Source organism: Burkholderia semiarida (assembly GCF_029268935.1).
Classification (GTDB): Bacteria; Pseudomonadota; Gammaproteobacteria; order Burkholderiales; family Burkholderiaceae; genus Burkholderia; species Burkholderia semiarida.
In genome coordinates this window covers 1,143,473-1,162,229 of sequence record NZ_JAHLCL010000007.1, presented here as the reverse complement: position 1 = coordinate 1,162,229, position 18,757 = coordinate 1,143,473, and the positions used below count along the sequence as shown (strand labels likewise).

The 18,757-nt window shown below is 64.6% G+C and carries 18 protein-coding genes and 2 tRNA genes; 13 read left to right on the top strand and 7 right to left on the bottom strand.

The window, feature by feature from the left end; translation table 11 throughout:
* The first annotated feature begins 3 nt into the window (after positions 1-3).
* The 5 genes from KPB06_RS18265 to KPB06_RS18245 all read left to right on the top strand — a co-directional run bounded on the left by KPB06_RS18265 (position 4) and on the right by KPB06_RS18245 (position 2,397).
* The gene (locus KPB06_RS18265) at positions 4-600 is read left to right on the top strand and encodes a plasmid pRiA4b ORF-3 family protein (RefSeq protein ID WP_060011521.1); all 597 of its coding nucleotides are present in this window, start codon (positions 4-6) and stop codon (positions 598-600) included.
* Positions 601-639: 39 nt separating this feature from the next.
* Positions 640-930, top strand: coding sequence for a lysozyme family protein (locus KPB06_RS18260; RefSeq protein ID WP_275906227.1), 291 nt, complete (start codon positions 640-642; stop codon positions 928-930).
* Between the two features lie 10 nt (positions 931-940).
* On the top strand, positions 941-1,468 hold the full coding sequence (locus KPB06_RS18255) for a hypothetical protein (protein ID WP_230971915.1): 528 nt from the start codon (positions 941-943) through the stop codon (positions 1,466-1,468).
* A 28-nt stretch (positions 1,469-1,496) separates the two neighbouring features.
* Positions 1,497-1,748: a PAAR domain-containing protein gene (locus tag KPB06_RS18250; RefSeq protein WP_275906226.1), complete on the top strand. Its 252-nt coding sequence runs from the start codon at positions 1,497-1,499 to the stop codon at positions 1,746-1,748.
* A gap of 160 nt (positions 1,749-1,908) precedes the next feature.
* On the top strand, positions 1,909-2,397 hold the full coding sequence (locus tag KPB06_RS18245) for a hypothetical protein (protein WP_060011523.1): 489 nt from the start codon (positions 1,909-1,911) through the stop codon (positions 2,395-2,397).
* Positions 2,398-2,469: 72 nt separating this feature from the next.
* Here the strand turns inward: KPB06_RS18245 and KPB06_RS18240 are convergent.
* Positions 2,470-2,546, bottom strand: a tRNA-Pro gene (locus tag KPB06_RS18240).
* 161 nt (positions 2,547-2,707) lie between these two features.
* Between KPB06_RS18240 and sixA the strand changes: the two genes are divergently transcribed.
* Positions 2,708-3,169, top strand: coding sequence for a phosphohistidine phosphatase SixA (gene sixA, locus KPB06_RS18235; RefSeq protein WP_060011526.1), 462 nt, complete (start codon positions 2,708-2,710; stop codon positions 3,167-3,169).
* Positions 3,170-3,339: 170 nt separating this feature from the next.
* Positions 3,340-4,146, top strand: a complete 807-nt coding sequence (locus KPB06_RS18230; protein WP_059573855.1) for a GNAT family N-acetyltransferase — start codon at positions 3,340-3,342, stop codon at positions 4,144-4,146.
* A gap of 201 nt (positions 4,147-4,347) precedes the next feature.
* Here KPB06_RS18230 and KPB06_RS18225 read toward each other — a convergent pair whose 3' ends face one another.
* A complete protein-coding gene (locus tag KPB06_RS18225; RefSeq protein WP_167351607.1) occupies positions 4,348-4,518 on the bottom strand; it encodes a hypothetical protein in 171 nt (56 codons plus the stop codon).
* A 136-nt stretch (positions 4,519-4,654) separates the two neighbouring features.
* On the opposite strand from KPB06_RS18225, the gene KPB06_RS18220 reads away from it, so the two are divergent.
* Complete coding sequence (locus KPB06_RS18220; protein ID WP_181035414.1) at positions 4,655-4,831, top strand: hypothetical protein; 177 nt, start codon at positions 4,655-4,657, stop codon at positions 4,829-4,831.
* Positions 4,832-4,849: 18 nt separating this feature from the next.
* On the opposite strand, the gene KPB06_RS18215 is transcribed toward KPB06_RS18220, so the two are convergent.
* From KPB06_RS18215 to KPB06_RS18195, 5 genes are all read right to left on the bottom strand, one after another.
* A complete protein-coding gene (locus tag KPB06_RS18215) occupies positions 4,850-6,229 on the bottom strand; it encodes an MATE family efflux transporter (protein WP_104012304.1) in 1,380 nt (459 codons plus the stop codon).
* A gap of 10 nt (positions 6,230-6,239) precedes the next feature.
* A complete protein-coding gene (locus KPB06_RS18210) occupies positions 6,240-6,563 on the bottom strand; it encodes a DUF2288 domain-containing protein (protein WP_059573853.1) in 324 nt (107 codons plus the stop codon).
* A gap of 72 nt (positions 6,564-6,635) precedes the next feature.
* Positions 6,636-8,255, bottom strand: a complete 1,620-nt coding sequence (locus KPB06_RS18205) for an acyl-CoA synthetase (protein ID WP_060011527.1) — start codon at positions 8,253-8,255, stop codon at positions 6,636-6,638.
* Between the two features lie 368 nt (positions 8,256-8,623).
* The gene (locus KPB06_RS18200) at positions 8,624-9,325 is read right to left on the bottom strand and encodes a peptidoglycan DD-metalloendopeptidase family protein (RefSeq protein WP_060011529.1); all 702 of its coding nucleotides are present in this window, start codon (positions 9,323-9,325) and stop codon (positions 8,624-8,626) included.
* Between the two features lie 133 nt (positions 9,326-9,458).
* The gene (locus KPB06_RS18195; protein ID WP_060011531.1) at positions 9,459-10,370 is read right to left on the bottom strand and encodes an aldose epimerase family protein; all 912 of its coding nucleotides are present in this window, start codon (positions 10,368-10,370) and stop codon (positions 9,459-9,461) included.
* Positions 10,371-10,849: 479 nt separating this feature from the next.
* On the opposite strand from KPB06_RS18195, the gene KPB06_RS18190 reads away from it, so the two are divergent.
* From KPB06_RS18190 to KPB06_RS18170, 5 genes are all read left to right on the top strand, one after another.
* Positions 10,850-11,680 (top strand): undecaprenyl-diphosphate phosphatase, encoded by an 831-nt coding sequence (locus tag KPB06_RS18190; protein ID WP_059644280.1) that lies wholly within the window; start codon positions 10,850-10,852, stop codon positions 11,678-11,680.
* A 191-nt stretch (positions 11,681-11,871) separates the two neighbouring features.
* Positions 11,872-11,948, top strand: a tRNA-Arg gene (locus KPB06_RS18185).
* A gap of 629 nt (positions 11,949-12,577) precedes the next feature.
* Entirely contained in the window at positions 12,578-12,940 is a 363-nt protein-coding gene (locus tag KPB06_RS18180; RefSeq protein WP_059574313.1) for an aegerolysin family protein, read from the top strand.
* Positions 12,941-13,728: 788 nt separating this feature from the next.
* Entirely contained in the window at positions 13,729-14,964 is a 1,236-nt protein-coding gene (locus tag KPB06_RS18175; RefSeq protein ID WP_059573847.1) for an ABC transporter substrate-binding protein, read from the top strand.
* A gap of 42 nt (positions 14,965-15,006) precedes the next feature.
* Complete coding sequence (locus KPB06_RS18170) at positions 15,007-18,708, top strand: response regulator (protein WP_275906211.1); 3,702 nt, start codon at positions 15,007-15,009, stop codon at positions 18,706-18,708.
* Positions 18,709-18,757: the final 49 nt, after the last annotated feature.

Sequence of the window (18,757 nt, the reverse complement as noted above, 5' to 3'; positions counted from 1 at the left end):
CAGATGGCCAAGTCGTTCCAGCGCTATACCTTGCACGTGCAATTACTGTATATCCAACCGCCTATCTGGCGCCGGATCACAGTCGAAGGACCCGACTCGCTGCGCAAGTTACACCACATTCTGCAAGCAGCCTTCGGATGGGAAAGCACACACATGCACGACTTCCTGATCGACGGCAAAACCTACGCCATGTTCGATGTCGATGCGGCACTAGAGTTCATGGATCGATCGAAGACATTCGACGACCGGAAAACCAAACTGAACAAAGTCCTGCGACCTGACTCGCGCATTCTCTACCGCTATGACTTCGGAGACGGCTGGGATCACCAGATCGTGGTCGAAAGCGTTGAGACGATTGCAGACGAGTCGTGGGGCGAGTCCAGGGTGATCGATGGTGCTCGCGCTTGCCCACCGGAAGACGTCGGCGGTGCGCCAGGGTATGAAACGTTCCTGACCACGTTGCGCGACAGTCCTGACAGCGAAGAAGCGGATAACTATCGTCAATGGGTCGGCCCAGGATTCGACCCGGAGCTATTCGATTTGCGTGCTGCCAACGCCGCGTTGATGCGACTCGCGACCAATCGATGGGGTAATCGATAACTCCGTCACGACGGTGCTGGTGACGCGCTTACCAGAAGATTGGCAAAGATTAAAGATTTCTCTCCAATTTCTCAAGATAGATATATTGTTGCGATCATGAAATACAAAAGAAATTGTCTTGATGACGTGAAAAATGCTGATTTGGAGCGAGCAATCTTCACGCATCATGCTAATAACGAGTGGGCCAGCCTGCCAGGCGATCAGTATGGTCAAGGCGGCGTCAACATCAAATCAGTGAAGGAGCATTTTGAAAAATATGTGGCGGACGAGCTAGCGGGAAATAGTGATCTTGCAGTTCCTGTTGGTGGTCTTGATGATTTGATTAAATAAAAAACGAACAATGAAGAGCGATATTTTACTGAAATTTGCCATTGTAGTTGCAGCAATGAGCCATGCCTTGTGCTGGGGGCAGGATGTCGATTTCGCAAATCATCCTTCCACTCTTTATCGAGGTGCCCTCCATATACCGAAGTATTACAAAAAAACCGATTCCGGCTGGCGGGATGATGATGGCAAGCTAGTGGGGCCTCCAGTAATAAATTTCGCGGGAAAATATCACATCGGGGTCCATAGTTGCGGCATGGAGTGTCGTTACTACACTTTATCAGACCTTTCGACGGGAAGGGATTTAAACTCCCTGGATATGTTTTCGTCAAACGGCAAAGCGCCGAACAAAACCCAGGATGGCAGATCATATATCGCCGAATTGCTAAGCAAGGCAGAGAGTAAGATGCTTGTCGCAAAATACTATATCGACGCATCAAACGGAAAGCCTACCGAGTGCCGGCAGCGGAAATTCATTGTCGACGACAATATTAAGATAGTCGCCATCCCAAATTCATTCTCCTCTTGCAAAACAGAAAATTAGAGTCATTTATTCGTCACGACGAAATATCATGATAAATTTAATCCGCCTTCACGATGACTCTGATCACGAAGGCAAGGTCATTACAGCCTCTTCGACAATGTCTTTTGACGGCCGTTACGTCGCGCGAAAAGGCGACTATGTGTCGTGCCCTCGGCATCCTGACGTATCACCCAACGTCATCGAAGAGGGTGGCGGATCGATGATGGATGACGGCCTTCCAATCGCGCGTCACGGTCATCGCGCCACGTGTGGCTGCCATCTGATATCGAGTCTCGTATGACCGCTACTGAACAAGGCACGGATCATTGGAGGTATCTCCGGGATGTGCGCGAACTAGGTAGCGCCGGGCGAGGATCCGGGCCAGAGCGATCAAGATCGACAGTTTTCGGGATCTGTACCACTGGACGCCGTGGAAGCCGCAGATCCGTCAGGACTACGACGTGCCGATCGTCGGCTACGTAGACGACCAGTTCAAGCCGCTGATCGCCAACTTCGGCTTCCTGCCGCGCGCGATCCAGAAGGAGCGGATTGAAGCGGCCAGGGCGGCCGGCAAGACGCCAGGCGTCATGCGCACCGTGATGAACGTGCGGGACGACAACGTGGGGAAGTCGCGGCTATTCGCTCCAGCGTGGCGAGCCGGGGGCCGTTGTTTAATCCCAGCCAAATACGTCGGCGAGCCGTCGTATCCGCAGGCATGTCAAGACGAGGATGGCGAAGGGGCGCTCGGGCCATGCGTGTGGCGGCACATCGGCATGATCTGCGGTCAGTATCTTTGGCGTCGCAGCCCCGGACTGCACTCTGGTGGCAATCGGAGTTTCCGGCCCCATAAACGCTGGAATCGCATCGAAAACTTGGCTGGATCGTTCCGAGAGGAGGAGAGCAGGGAGGAAATTGGCCGGGCCGAAATGGATCAATGTAGATTGACCTAGGCTGGATCGGGTTACCTAGCGTGGACCGAGTAAAGAAAAAGGGGTTAGCATCAGCTAACCCCTTGATTCCCTTGGTCGGAGCGAAAGGATTCGAACCTTCGACCCTCTGATCCCAAATCAGATGCGCTACCAGGCTGCGCTACGCTCCGACGAGCCAGAGATAATAACGTTGAACGACCTATTCGGTCAATCACGATATGCGGGTAAATGCCGCGGCGGCGAATCTGCCACGATTTGCGACAATTCCCTTGATGATCGGCCGCCCCTCACGCATTCGCGCGCGGCCGCCTGCCGATGCAAGGAGAACATCATGATGAACCTGATCCTGTGGCGCCACGCCGAAGCCGAAGACTACGCGACGAGCGATCTCGCGCGCCAGTTGACCGTGCGCGGCCGCAAGGACGCGCAGGCGATGGCCAAATGGCTGCGCGGCCGCCTCGAGACGAATACCGTGATTCTCGCGAGCCCGGCGGCGCGCACCGTGCAGACCGTCGAGGCGCTGACCGACCAGTACCGGACCGTCGACGCGCTCGCGCCGGGCGGCAGCGTCGACGACGTGCTCACGGCGGCCGGCTGGCCGGAAGGCATCGCGCCGACGGTCGTGATCGTCGGCCACCAGCCGACGCTCGGCAGCGTCGCCGCGCAGCTCGTCGCCGGCGGCGGCGACGGCTGGAGCGTCAGGAAGGGCGGAATCGTGTGGCTGGCGAGCCGCACGCGCGACGGCAGCCCGCAGGCCGTGCTGCGGGCGGTACTGACGCCCGAACTGGTGTAAAGCCCGACTGAGCAGGTTTGAAGGGATTGGTCATACGGTTTTGCAAGCTTTCTGCTAAAGTCAATTCGGCGACACGTCATTGAAAGGACACGGTCGTGCCACATAACGGTCACGGCCGGTTACTACATTGGCGGGCATGTCGTCCTATTCCTTACGATCAGGAAAGCCTAATGCGAGAACTGCCGACGCCTACGCTCCCTTTTGCCTCGCTGCCCCTGGACACGTCGCGGCGCCATCTGCCGCGCGCCAGTGAAACCGTCACATCGGAGTATCGCCTGCGCGCCGCATGGGCGCGTACGGAAGACGAATTGCGCGAAGCCCAGCGCCTTCGCTACAGCGTGTTCGCCGAAGAGATGGGCGCGCAGGTCAGCGGACCGTCCGGTCTCGACGTCGATCCGTTCGACGCGTATTGCGATCATCTGCTGGTCCGCGATCTCGACACGCTGAAAGTCGTCGGCACGTACCGCGTGCTGCCGCCGCACCAGGCGGCCCGTGTCGGCCGTTTGTACGCGGAAGGCGAATTCGACCTGTCGCGCCTCACGCATCTGCGCGGCAAGATGGTCGAGGTCGGCCGCTCGTGCGTGCACAGCGACTACCGGAGCGGCGCCGTTATCATGGCGCTGTGGGGCGGCCTGGGCGCGTACATGATGCAGAACGGCTACGAGACGATGCTCGGCTGCGCGAGCGTGTCGATGGCCGATGGCGGCCACTATGCGGCGAACCTGTACCAGTCGCTGTCGGCAGGCGCGCTGACGGCACCCGAGTATCGCGCGTTCCCGCACACGGCGTTGCCGGTCGACGAACTGCAGACGGGCACCGTCGTCGCGCCGCCGCCGCTGATCAAGGGTTATCTGCGTCTCGGCGCGAAGATCTGCGGCGCCCCGGCCTGGGATCCCGACTTCAACTGCGCGGATTTCCTGACGCTGTTCCGTCTGTCGGACATCAACGCGCGCTACGCCCGCCACTTCCTGGGCTGAACGGTCCGAATCGCGTCGCGCCGGTCAGGTGCGGCGCCCGCAAGCGAACGCCGTCGCACGCTAGCCGCGCGACGGCGTTCGTGTGTCCGGCCCATGCATGCATGTCCGGCCCTGATAATTTCCGCGGCACGCAACGATCACCGTGCCGCAGAGCGGCACGTTCGCGACGGCCCGAGGCGGGACCGAGCGGCAGCGGCGCGCTCAGTGCTTGCGCCGCCAGTCGAGCAGGTGGTGTTCCGTCATCCAGTGATGGATCATCCCTTCGCCTCCGTGGCTGCGCTTGTATTCGCGCGACTCGAAGTACGACAAGGCAACCAGCACCATCAGACCGATGATCAGGCCGATCAGGCCCGCAATTTCCTCAGACGACATGGCAGCCTCCTTTCGACGGCACAGCGCCATGCGTACATAGTAGGACATGCGCGGCGCAACCCCGAAACCGGATTTCCGCTAGACTCGGCGCGGTTCCGGCGCGCGATGGGCGCGCCGTTTTCCGGAGCCCTCCCTGATGACCCGTTTCCTGCTGGCCGTGCTGGCCGCATCCCTCCTTGCCGCGTGCAGCAGCGATCCGCGCCAGGCGCGCCGTGGCCACCCGCCGGAAGACCCGGCCGACTATCACGGCGTCCCGACCGACATGACGCCGCCGTCGATGCTCGACGCGCCGTCACCGAAGCCGGTGCAGTAACGGCCGGCGGCCCCGCCGTCACGCACGGGCCGCGGAAGCGACCGGCGGGTCGGCGCCAATGCGCCGCACCAGCGCCGGCAGGTGGCGCGCGAGCGTCGCACCGCGCGCCGCCATGAACAACAGTAGCGCGAACCACAGGCCGTGATTGCCGAACGGGCCGACGGCGGCGAGCGTGGCCACGATGAAGATCGACAAGGACACGACCATCGCGCGCATCAGCGATTGCGTCTGCGTGGCCCCGATGAACACGCCGTCGAGCAGGAAGCCCCAGACCGACACGATCGGCGAGATCGCGGCCCACGGCAGGTAGCGCAGCGCGACGGCGCGGATCTCGGCCTGATCGGTCAGGCGCGCGACGATCCAGCCACCCGCCGCCCAGTAAACGAGCGCGAACAGCAGCGCGCCGAGTGCCGACCAGAACAGTGTGACGCGTACGGCTTGCCGAAATGCGCGGCGGTCGCGCGCGCCGGCCGCCGCGCCGACGAGCGCCTCGGCCGCATGCGCGAAGCCGTCGAGGCCATACGCCATGAACGTCTGGAAATTCAGCAGCAGCGCGTTCGCGGCGAGCGTCGCGTCGCCCTGTTTCGCGCCGAGATGCGCGAACCACCCGAAGGCGCCGAGCAGGCACAGCGTGCGCAGGAAGATGTCGCGGTTGAGCGCGATCAGCCGCTTGAGCGCGACGCGGTCGGCAAGCGCGCGCATCGCGAGCGGCGCAAGGCCGCTCGGCCGCAGCCGCCACAGCATCCACGCGCCGAGCGCGAAGCCGCATGCGTCCGCGGTGGCGGTCGCGGCGCCGATGCCGGCGATACCCCAGCCGAAACCGTACACGTAGAGCAGCACGGCGCCGATGTTCACCGCGTTGATGAACACCTGCGCGACGAGCGCGAGCCGCACGCGCTGCACGCCGAGCAGGTAGCCGAGCACCACGTAATTCGCGAGCGCGAACGGCGCGCTCCAGATCCGCGCGTGGCTGTATGCGAGCGCCGTCGTGCGGACGGCATCGCTGCCGCCGAGCGCGGACAGCGCGAACGACAGCAGCGGCACCTGCAGCGCCAGCACCGCGGCGCCGAGCGCGAACGCGACGATCAGCGCGCGCAGCAGGTTCAGGCGGATCCCGGCGGCGTCGCCGGCGCCATGCGCCTGCGCGACGAGCCCGGTCGTCCCCATCCGCAGGAAGCCGAAGCCCCAGAACACGAAATTGAAGAAGAGCCCGCCGAGCGCGACGCCGCCGAGATACTGCGCGCCGTCGAGGTGGCCGGCGACGGCCGTGTCGACGGCGCCGAGGATCGGCTGGGTCAGGTTCGCGACGACGATCGGGAACGCGAGTGCGAGGACGCGCCGATGCGTGACTGCGGCCGACGCGCTGCCGGCCCCGTGCGGTACCGCGGATCCGGACATGGCGGACGCGTCAGGCGCGTTCCTGCACGCACACCCACGGCGAGACGACGACCGCCCACAGCTCCGGATTGCGCGCGGCGTAGTCGGCAGCCGTTTCGGCCGGCATGCGCGCGACGAGGCCGGATGACAGCCAGCGCGTGACCTGTTCGGCATCGTCGTTGGCGACTGCTTCGGCGACGCTCACGAGATCGAGGTCGCGCGCGATCGACAGCAGCTTGCCCTGCGCGAAGAAGCGTTCGAGATCGCACCAGTCGATCTTGGCGGTTTCGCCGAGGAGTTTGGCGTAGAGCGGGCTGTGCGACGCGCCCGCGGCGGGGTGTTGATCAGAGGACATCGGTTTCTTGGAAAGACTGCGTGGCGCCACTATAAACCATCCGGTCGGGAGGGCCGAGCGCGGGCGGGCGGCTCATGCGTCGCGCAGCGCGCGGCGCACGATCTTGCCGGTCGCGGTCATCGGCAGGCTGTCGACGAACGCGATCGCGCGCGGATACTCGTGCGCGGCGAGCCGCGTGCGCACATGTGCCTGCAGCGCGCTCACGAGGGCGTCGTCGCCGACGTGGCCGGGGTTCAGCACGACGAACGCCTTGACGATCTCGGTACGCGTCGCGTCGGGCACGCCGACGACGGCCGCCATCCGCACCGCCGGATGCGTGAGCAGGCAGTCCTCGATCGGCCCCGGGCCGATCCGGTAACCGGCGCTCGTGATCACGTCGTCGTCGCGGCCAACGAAGCGCACGAAACCGTCGGCGTCGATGGTGCCCGTATCGCCGGTGAGCAGGTAGTCGCCCGCGAACTTGTCGCGCGTCGCGGCGGGGTTGCGCCAGTATTCGAGAAACATCACCGGGTCGGGGCGGCGCACCGCGATGCGGCCCTCGACACCCGGCGGCAGCGGCGTGCCGTCCGCATCGACGATCGCGACCGTGTGACCGGGCACCGCCTTGCCGATCGCGCCGGGCTGCGCATCGAACAGCGCCGCGCACGACGACAGCACCATGTTGCACTCGGTTTGCCCGTAGAACTCGTTGATCGTCACGCCGAGCGCGTCGCGGCCCCACGCCGTCAGTTCGGTGCCGAGCGATTCGCCGCCGCTTGCGACCGATTTCAGCGACAGCGCGTAGCGTTCGCGCGGCGCCGCGACGGTGCGCATCAGCTTCAGCGCGGTGGGCGGCAGGAACGCATGGGTGACACCGTGCCGCGCCATCAGCGCGAACGCCGCTTCGCCGTCGAATTTCTCGAAGCGACGTGCGAGCACCGGCACGCCGTGATGCCATGACGGCAGCAGCACGTCGAGCAGCCCGCCGATCCATGCCCAGTCGGCGGGCGTCCAGAACAGGCGTGCGTCGCACGGGAAGCACTGCTGCGACATCTCGACGCCCGGCAAGTGGCCGAGCAGCACGCGATGCGCGTGCAGCGCGCCTTTCGGTTTGCCGGTCGTGCCGGACGTGTAGATGATCACGGCCGGATCGTCGGCGGCCGTATCCGCCGGCACGAAATCCGGCGCTTCGGCGGCGAGCGCCGCGTCGTAGCGGAGCACGCCGGGCGTGTCGGGCGCGTCGTCGCCGATGCAGTAGACGGTATGCAGCGCCGGCAGCTGCGCGCGCAGCGGCGCGATCTTCGCGTAGCCGGCCGCGTCGGTGACGAGCGCGGCCGCCTCGCTGTTCGCGAGCCGGTACTCCAGCGCGTCGACGCCGAACAGCGTGAAGAGCGGTACCGCGATCGCGCCGAACTTGTACGCGGCGAGATGGGCGACGGCCGTTTCAGGGCCTTGCGCGAGAAAGATGCCGATCCGGTCGCCGCGCCGCAGGCCCGCGCGCGCAAAGCTGTTCGCGAGCCGATTAGAAGCATGCTTCAGTTCGTCGAACGTGATGCGGGAAACGTCGCCTTGCGCCGTTTCGTGGATCAGCGCCATGCGTCCGCTGCCGTCGGCCCATTTGTCGCACACGTCCACGCCGATGTTGTAGCGCGCCGGAATGTCCCAGCGGAAGCGGGAGAGGAGCAGGTCGTAGCGGTCGGCGGCGGGCAGCATCGCATGGTCTCCTGGGTGTCGAACGTGGCGCTGGGTGAACGGCTTACATCAGGATTTCACTCGGACGCATCCACAATGGTGTTTGCTGATAGGGAATGTTCGGACTCGTCCAATAGGCGGGGCTCAGTGCACGATTCCACAATGACGCATAAGATCAAGACAAAACAGTGGTGTGATCATGGATTTGCTTCTGATAGCTGCGGGGTTCAGCCTGATTGGAATCGGCGGGCTGGTGGCGTTTGCCCGCCACGTCGATCCGTTGTCCGGCCGTTTCACCGGACGTCTGCGCAAGCGCTGACTCGATTTTTTCCGTTTTCGCCGTGACGACACGCGATGCGCACCGGCATCGTGTGTCGTCTGTCGTGCGCTCAACGCGGCGGCAGGTAGCGTGACGGATCGATCGAGCGGCCGCCATAGCGCAGTTCGAAATGCAGCGCGACGCGATCGCTGTCGCTGTTGCCCATCTCCGCGATCGATTGCCCTTGCGTGACCGACTGGCCTTCCTTCACCAGCAGCGCGCGGTTGTGCGCGTAGGCCGTCAGGTAGTCGGCGTTGTGCTTCAGGATGATCAGGTTGCCGTAGCCGCGCAGCCCGTTACCGGCGTAGACCACGACGCCCGGCGCGGCCGCCACCACCGGCGTGCCCGGCGAGTTCGCGATGTCGATGCCCTTCGATTTCGAGCCATCGAACGTACGCACCACGTTGCCGGCTGCCGGCCAGATCAGCGCAATGCTCGTGGCCGGCTTCACCGCCGATTCGACCGGCGCGGACGGAGCCGGCCGCGCGCGACCCGCGCTGCCCGTGCCGGTGGTCGACGGCGTCGATGCGGTGGCCGAGCCGGGCGGCGGCGCGACGCGCAGCACCTGCCCGACTTCGATCGCATCGGGGTTCGTCATCTGGTTCCAGCGCACGATGCTCTGGACCGACGTGCGGTTCGCGCGCGCGATCTTGTACAGCGTGTCGCCACGCTCGACGCGATAGAACCCGGGGCCGACGGGTGCGGAGCCGCACGCGACGAGCAGGGCGGCGCAGGCGGCTGCGAAGAGTCGCTTCGTTGTTGTTCCGAACATTGAACCTCGCAAAACCCTGCCGCGCGTGACGCGGCAGGCAACACAAAACGTCCGATTTTAACGGGTTCGACCCGCACGCCGCAGTTTCGGCTGCGGGCGCGGCCGTAGCGGCCCCGGTCCGATGCGTGTCGAATCAGCCGGCGAACGGGATCACGCGGATCCGCAGCGTCGCCGTTTCCGTCGCGCCCGGCGCGAGCATGCGCAGCCCGCGGCCGTTGTGGATCGCATCGGGCAGACCGAGCCACGGCTCGACGCAATAGAAGTCCGAATCCGGCTTTTCGGTCCACGTCGTGACTGCGTACCACGGGATCGAGCCCGGCACGTCCAGCGCGATCTCGACCGTGCGGCGGCGGCCCGGCATCACGAGGCGCACCGGCGTGGACGGTTCGCCGTCGAGGCAGTGGAAGCGGTCGAGGATGTCCGCATCGTCGAGACGGTAACGGGCCTCGCCCGGTTCGAGCGGGCTGATCGAGCCGTCGGCACGCTGGTGGCAACGGTGGGTGGGCGGCAATTCGAGGAGGGTATCGGCCCGCTCGCCGTGCGGCAGCGCAAAGTAGAAATGGTGGCCGGCGTAGTAAGGCAGCGGCGTGTCGCCGCGATTGGTCGTCGCCAGCGCGACGTCGAGCGTATGCGCGTCGGCCAGCCGGTAGGTCGTTTCGAACCGGAAATCGAACGGGTAGCTCGCGCGCAGCGCGTCGTTCGCGTCGAGCGTCATCGACAGCGCGGCGCCGTCGGCCGACGGGTGTGCATCGAACGGCAGATCGCGGGCGAAACCGTGCATCGGCAGGTCGCGGACCACGCCGGCGGCATCGCGCCAGCGGCCGATTTCACCGTCGACGCGGTGGCGGCCGAGGAACGGGAACAGCAGCGGATTGCCGCCGCGCACGCGGGCGAGATTGCTCCAGTCGGCGGTTTCCGGCCAGAAGATCACCGGTTCGCCATCGACGTGCCAGGACAGCAGGCGGCCGCCGAATTGTGGGGCGACCCGGACGAGCGACGGGCCGGCATGAAGTTCGTGAATGTCGTGTTGCTGGAAGATCGGCATGGCGAATCGGGTTGGGCGGGTGAGGGGAGCAACGTGCATTCCATTATCGGGCCGCGGGCGGTCCGGGAAAACCCTTCTCGGGAAATTGCGAGTTTTTAACGCTGTCAACCGTCGGGATAATGCCTCTAAACCGGTGATGTTGCCGGGTCATGACACTTCGTGGAGGGGGCCATGGATCTGGCAATGGCAATGGGAATCGCACTGTTCGGCATGTTTACCGGCAGCACGGTACTATTTTTCTATCAGCTCGGCCGCTGACGGCAATTTCTGCCGAAACCGACAGGCCCGCCATGCAAATGGCGGGCTTTTTGCTTTCTGAGTGCTTACAAATTGCAAGCGTTTGTGTGCATTGCCGCAATATCCTGCCAAATGCCTTGGCGCGGTAATCCTGGCTCGGCATAATCGGGGCGCGTTTTTCAGGACGCGCATCGCGTCGTCCGCCTTCCTTCCCGCTTAATCTTCACTGAAAGGACCGACGCGTGAGCCTCTGGTTTCTGGTATTCCTGAGCGTCCTGCAGGGCGTCACCGAACTCTTCCCCGTCAGCAGCCTCGGCCATACGCTGCTCGTGCCGGCGCTGTTCGGCATGCACATCGACAAGCATGCGCCGCAGCTGTTGCCATTCCTCGTCGCGCTCCACCTCGGTACCGCGTTGGCGTTGCTGTGGTACTTCCGCGCGCGGTGGATCGCGCTGATCGGCGGTTTCTTCGCGCAGCTCGGCGGTCGCAAGAACGACGACGGGCACCTGATGTGGGCGCTGATCATCGGCACGATCCCGACCGGCATCGTGGGGCTGCTGCTCGAGAAGCGCATCGAACGCGTGTTTCACGACCTGCGGATCGTTGCGATCGCGCTGATCGTCAACGGCGTGTTGCTGTGGCTCGGCGATCGCATCCAGCGTAGCCGCGCGCACCAGCCGCCCGAGAAGATGACGTTCAAGCAGGCGTTCTTCGTCGGGCTCGCGCAGATCGGCGCGCTGATTCCAGGCTTCTCGCGCAGCGGGCTGACGATGATCGCCGGCAACGCGGCCGGGCTGACGGCGGAGAAGGCGGCGGAATTCTCGTTCCTGCTCGGCACGCCGATCATCTTTGCCGCGGGCGTGCTCGAACTGCCGAAGCTGTTCCATGCGCGCGACCAGCTCGCCGATGCGCTGCTCGGCGGTGTGCTGACGGCGATCGCCGCGTACCTCAGCGTGCGGTTCCTGATGCGCTATTTCGAAGGGCGCGGCCGGCTCGCGTCGTTCGGCGTGTATTGCGTGATCGCCGGGGTAGTCTGCCTCGGCTGGTTCATGCTGCATCCGCAGCCGGTTTGATGCGGCGGGCGCCGGTATCGCGTGATCCGGCGCGATGATCGGGTATAATTTCGGGCTCGGCTTCGTGCCGGGCCCGTTTTGGTTTCGGGATTTGAGTTGTCGTGGGGCAGTGGGCGGTGTTGCTGCTGCTTCGTTACTCAGAGCCCGATGCCGAATGCCGGTCCGTGTCCGGCCGTGTCTTTTCTCCCCGACCGCCCTTAGCTCAGTTGGATAGAGCAACGGCCTTCTAAGCCGTAGGTCACACGTTCGAATCGTGTAGGGCGGGCCAATGAAATCAGCGTGTTGGCTGATGGCTTTCAAATTTCCCATCGTCGTCTGTCGGTATGCTCTTGTAGGCAGCGTGTAGATGTTTGCAGTCAGTCCGGAACACAACAAATCCATGTGAGACCGGAAGTTTTCACTGAAAAATGCTTATTTTGATGGCGCCGTACGCCGCAATGTCGAGCCGGTCGCACGACACCACCAAGACAGGGCCGCAGATTTCGTATCCACAGGGCGGGATTGTCACGAAAGTGGAGCTGGGCCAGCCACAAGCGCTTGCCAGTGCCCATTCACGGTTGGTCTCCCGCAGCGAACCGTTTGACACCTGAAGTGCCATGCTCTCAACGCGGCGCGGTGTCGTTGTCATGAAACCGTGGTGTTTCGTGCGATTTTTAAGGAAGCAATGCGGTTAATTTTGCGAATCAAATGCTGCTCGATTCTATTTTTGTGGTTTTTGCGTTGTGATTTTTGATGTCACAATTGTTTGAATAATTTCTTCAACTATTCCATAAAATTCGACTGTCATAAGTATCAGCTTTCGGTGCCGATGTTCGCGTTCTATGTTTGAAATGCATTGCGGGGTATGCATTCAAAAACGGCTGCGATGCGTAATCACACTTTATTGTGGAGAACGAAATGTCCGCACGAAGCACTGTTGTGAAGCTGCAAAACAACTCGGGCAGCACGTTGTTTCTGGACTCGGCATCGATCAATCTGCTGCATGGCGAATGGGTCACGTACCCGCCGGAGAAGATCCCGAATGGACAAACGGGGGAATGGGAGAGCGATTCCGACGGCTTCATGACCGGAACCGAGGGGAAGCTTCAATATCAATTTGCCGACGGTGGCGGTATCGAAAACTTGCGGATCTACTGGGACAACCCGTATTACGGCGGAAACGGATACTCGATAACCGTGAGCGCTGCCGGTTACAAAGTCGGTTACGACGGAGGCTCAGGAGACAATGCGACGGTCACTTTCTACATCAAGCAGGCCTGACTTGGTGTGATCGGCTCGCGCCCATTCCGATGGGCGCGAATGACGGCCAGGAGTCTGTATCCCAGGAGTAGGCTGACGGAGTGCGGGGGAAGCCGATGATCAGTATTAAGCGGAGCGCGCGGCCTCTGAAACTTGACGCACGAGTTGAAGGATCACGGCTTGAGAGCGGGAGATTGCATCGGAAACCGATGTCATATCCAAGGTAGATGGACTCTATTGCTACCGTCGTGCCGGAAATCATCCCATCGGTCGATAGACACCGCACGGACGAACCGCATCAGCCTCGTCCATTTGTTTTGCATTCCTTTGCTTATTCCAACTGGACCGAATCGCGGCAGTCAACCCGAAACGCTGGCGCGTATTCATCCATCGTCACGGATACGGCACAGCGCACTAGTTGTCGAGGACATCGACATCGAACCGGGCGCCCCCGAAATCCGCTTGCCGCTCGGGCGGTCCGGACACGACAAGGCCACGACGTTCACGATGCTCGCAACGCGCGAGATGATCGCCGCGCCGTGCCCTGGCGCATCGATTTCCGCAACAAATCACCGCACTGACGACTGTATCGAAATGCTGGAAGGCGATCCCGCCCGACCGCGTCCACCCGCATTCCGTCGCCCCAGCGAAACGATCTCGACAAACGGCGTCGATCCGCTCCTCTGGCTTGCAGTCGCAAGGGATGCCACCTATATATATGACTAATTGACTCGTACCACGGCAGCGGTGCGGCATGCGGCGGGGCGCACCATCGAATCAGAACAACCGGTGCCGAACGGGAGCCCAACATGGACGAGGGTGTGTCAGTCGCACGGATGTGTTCCGGCATCTGGTTCTCGAACGTACTGCACGCGCTCGCGTGTCCCGGCGGCCGGCGCGTGCTGGTGCTGTTCGCGTGCTGCACCGCACTGAGCGGCCAGGGCGCGGGCTTTGCATCGGAACCCGGCGTGACCGACGACACGATCCGCCTGGGCATGGTCAACGCGCAGTCGGGCAATTCCGCCGGCCTCGGGCGCGGGCTGTTGATCGGTGCGCAAGCCGTATTCGACGACGCGAACGCTCACGGCGGCGTGCACGGGCGGAAAATCGATCTCGTCGTCGCCGACGACCGCTACGAACCCGACCGGACGGTGGACAACACGCTGGAAATGATCGAGCGGGGCAACGTCCTCGCGCTGTTCGGCTACGTCGGCACGCCGACAACCACCGCGGTGCTGCCGATGATCCGGGACGCCGGCATCCCGCTCGTCGGTACATTCAGCGGCGCGATGGCGCTGCGCAGGCCGGTGATTCCGGAGGTCTTCAACATCCGGGCGAGCTATGACGACGAAACGCGCGCGCTGGTCGATCATTTGATCGCGCACGACCGCGCAAAGCGTTTCGCGGTGTTCTACCAGGACGACGGCTTCGGGCTCGCGGTGCTGGCCGGCACGCAACTGGCCCTGCGTCGCCATGGCCTCGACGTGGTCGCCACCGGCACGTTTCGCCGCGGCACGACGGCGGTCGACACGGGGCTCGCTGCCGTACTCGACGCGCGGCCCGACGTCGTCGTCATGGTCGGCCCGTATACGCCGGTCGCCGCATTCATTCGCGCGGCGCACCGCGAAGGCTTCGCGGCCCGTCTCGCGGCGGTGTCGTTCGTCGGCACCGACGACCTGTTGCGCCTGATCGGCGACGAAGCGAACGGCACGGTGATCTCGCAGGTCGTGCCGCTGCCGCAGAGCGAGCGCCCCGTGATCCGGGACTGTGCACGGCTGATCGCGCGGCGCTTTCCGGACGAGCACATCGGCGTGGTGCACATCGAGGGTTGTCTCGACGCGAAGGTCGCGCTGATCGGGCTGGAACGCGCGGGGCCGGCACCCACCCGGGCGACGCTGAAGCAGGCGCTCGAGTCGATCCGGCATCTCGATCTCGGCGGTCTGGTGGCCAATCTGAGCACCGACGATCACCAGGCGCTGAACGACGTGTTCCTCACCGAAATCGCGCACGGCCGCGTCACGCCGCTCGTCGTGCCGGCGCAATGAGCGGACGGATGGCCGCCGAGCCATCCCGATCCTGGAGGCTGCATGGACATCAAGGCGAAACTCGTCACCAGCACCAGCCTGATGCTGCTGGGGGCGGTGGCGATTTCGGTGACCAGCCTGATCGCGGTGCACGGCATCGCGTCCGGCGTGCGCACGCTGACGACGGAATCGCTGCCGCTGCAGATGCGCAGCAACGAACTCCAGCGCGCCTATGCGGAACTTGCGGTGGAGTTCGGCCGGCTCCAGCACGCGCAGGATGCGTCGGAGCGACAGCAGTCGTCGTCGGAGATCGAAACGCAATTGCAGCGGATTGCCGGCATCACGGCCGCCGTGCGCGCGATCGACGGGCACGGCATCGCCGAACCGTCCACCGACCTGCGGACGATGTTCCGTTCGATGAACGAAGGGATCGACAAGCGCCTGCGCGGCGATGCGCAGCTCGTCGCCGAGCGCCGGCTGATCGAAGGCCTGCAGGCACGGGGCGCCACGCTGCTGACCGAGATCGGCAAGGAAATCGAGCGGCTGGACGACGATGCCGATGCGGCGGTGAGCGGCGCGCTCGCGGCCAACACCGCCTACAACCGGACGATTCATGCACTGGATCAGGTTCGCACGAACGTCAAGGACATCATGACGATCGCCGGCCGCGTCGACGTCGCGCCGAACCGGTACCGGCTCGCGCCGCTGCGCGAGCGCATGCAGGCGTCGCTCGACGGCGCACGCAATGCGCTCGCGATCGCGGCGCCGAACCTCGATGCCGCAACCGCACAGGGGGTGACGAGCGCGCTGGGGCGCGCGGCGGCCGACATCCTCGACGGCCAGGACGGCCTCGTCGCGCTGCGCGGCGCCCTGTTCGCCGAATCCGCCGTCGCGCCCCGCTACCGCGCGAAGGAGGACAGGGTGCTGCAGTCGCTCGATGCGCTGGACGCGAAGCTCGCGGAGATCGCGGACCCGTTCGCGTTGCAGATCGTCAAGGCGCGATGGCGCCTCGACGACGCGATCGAATTCCGGCGGCGAGCCGCGCGGGTTGCGTCGCTGTCGGCGGTCGTGAGCGGCGGCATCAACGCATTGGCGTTCGACCTGCGCATGATCGCGCAAAGCGACAGCGCCGACCGTCTGAAGCGCGCCGACGACGAACTGCGCAAGAGTATCGGCGCGCTGACCGCATCCGCCGGCGCGCTGCGCGATGCGCTCGCCGCGGACGGCCCGGGCAACGCGAAGCGCGCGCAGGATGTCGTCGGGCTGACCACGGCGCTCGGTGGATCCGCGCGCCGCATCCTCGCCGTGAAGTCCGACATGCTGTCCAACGACGTGGCCATGCAGCGCATCGTCGCGGACGTCGACACGACGGCCAATCGCCTCGCGGCCTACACGGAGCAGGAAGCCGTGCGTGTCGATCTTCAGCAGCGCGGCATCGTATCGGACGTCTACCGGGCCGTGGCGACCGCGATTCTGATGATCGTGGGGGTATCGTTCCTGCTCGCGATCGGCGGGCTGGTGATCAGCCATCGGCTCGGCACGTCGATCTCGCGGCCGCTGTCGAACCTGACGCGCACGATGGCCCGCATTCGCAGCGGCAGCGACTTGTCGTTGCGCATGACGCACAAAGGCAGCGACGAAGTCGCCGTGCTGATTGCCGGCTTCAACATGATGCTCGACGAAATCGAGCGCCGCGACGTCGCGTTGCAGGCGGCGATCGCCACGGCCGAAGCCGCGAATTCGGCGAAATCGGAGTTTCTCGCGCGGATGAGTCACGAGATCCGCACGCCGATGAACGGCGTGCTCGGCATGACCGAACTGCTGCAGCGCACGCGGCTGACGTCGAAGCAGCGCAAGTTCGTCGACACCGTGTATCGATCGGGCCAGACGCTGCTCGTCCTCATCGACGACATTCTGGATTTCTCGAAGATCGAGGCGGGCAAGCTGACGCTGGAGCGCATCGATTTCAATCTGCATCAATTGCTCGACGATGTCGTCGCGCTGCTGGAGCCCAACGCGCAGCGCAAGGCGCTTGCGCTCGAGTTCCGGCGCGGCGACACCGTTCCGGAGTGGATGCGCGGCGACCCGGTGCGGTTGCGCCAGGTGCTCACGAACCTGCTGGGCAACGCGATCAAGTTCACCGAGCACGGGCACGTCGCGCTCGGCGCATCGTATTCGGACGACGGCCGCATCGTGTTCACGATCGCCGACAGCGGCATCGGCATCGCGCCCGAGGTGGCCGCGCAGTTGTTCCGGCCGTTCCAGCAGGCCGACAACTCGATCGCGCGCAAATACGGCGGAACCGGGCTCGGTCTGGTGATTTCCCGCCAGCTGGCCGAGATGATGGGCGGCGAGCTCACGCTCGAATCGACGCCCGGCAAGGGTTCGGTATTTACCGTGACGACCCGGTTCGAGCCGGCATCCGGCGAGGTCGGCGTAGCAGCCGATGCACGACCGTCGCTCGCGGGCCTGAAGGTGCTGATCGTGGACGACAGCGAGACCGATCGCAGCGTGCTGCTCGAACACGCGATCGAATGGCAGCTGTGCGTCGCCACGGCGATCGGCGGCGACGACGCACTGTCGCAGTTGCGCGCGGCGGTCGCCGACGGCGCGCCGTTCGATCTGGCGATCGTCGACGTGCGGATGCCGGGCATGGATGGCATCTCGCTCGTGCAGCACATCCGCCGCGATCCGTCGTTGCGTGCGCTCAGGATCATCACGCTGACCGCGTTCGAGATGATGGACAGCGTCCTGGTCGCGCACGAACTCGACATCGCCGCCCGGCTGACGAAGCCGCTTCGTGGCGCCGCTCTCCACACGGCCATCGCGTCGGCGATGCACGTGATGCCGCCGCGGCTGACTTCGCCGGAACCGCTATCCGACGACGCCGGCGCCGACGCCGGCGCCGGCCCGGGCCGGCCGCTCGATGCGATTTCGGCGCGCGTGCTGCTGGTGGAGGACAACGTCGTGAATCAGCAGATCGCGCTCGCGATGCTGGAGGACACCGCCTATCAGGTGGCGGTGGCCGACGACGGCGAGCAGGCGCTGAATCGGCTGGCCGACGACGTATTCGACGTCGTGCTGATGGACTGCCAGATGCCGCGGCTCGACGGCTTCGAGGCGACGCGGCAGTTGCGCCGTCGCGAAGCCGAAGCCGGCGCGCCGCGCATGCCGGTCATCGCGTTGACGGCCAATGCGCTCAGCGGCGACCGCGAGCGCTGTCTGGCCGCCGGCATGGACGACTATCTCGGCAAGCCGTTTCGCCGCGATGCGTTGCTGCAGATGCTCGCGCGCCATGTCGGCGGCGCGGCGTGCGCGCCGGCTACCGGAACCGATGCGGCAACGACGGGCGGCGGCGTCGAAGCGAAGCCGGAAGCGACGGGGGGCGCCGCCATCGATCCGGATGACGAAGCAAGCGTGATCGACCATAAGGCGCTCGATGCGTTGCGCGCGCTGCAGCGGCCGGGCCGCCCCGATGTCCTGACGCGGATCATCGATCAATTCACGGCGGATGCGCCACGGCTGATCCGCGACATGCATGCGGCGGTCGAAGCGGGCGACGCCGATGCGCTGAAGCTGGCCGCCCATACGCTGAAATCGAGCAGCGCGAACGTCGGCGCGCACTTGCTGTCGGCGCGTTGCCGCGAGATCGAGCGGCTCGCGCGCGCCGCCGACGTGGACGCGGCGGTGGAACTGGTCGCCGGCACGGAAGCGGAGTTCGGGCACGCGCATGCGGCGTTGATCGCGGAGCGCGTGGACGGTTGAAGGGACGCCGGCCGATCGCCATGACGATCGCGCGGCAGTACAACAGGAG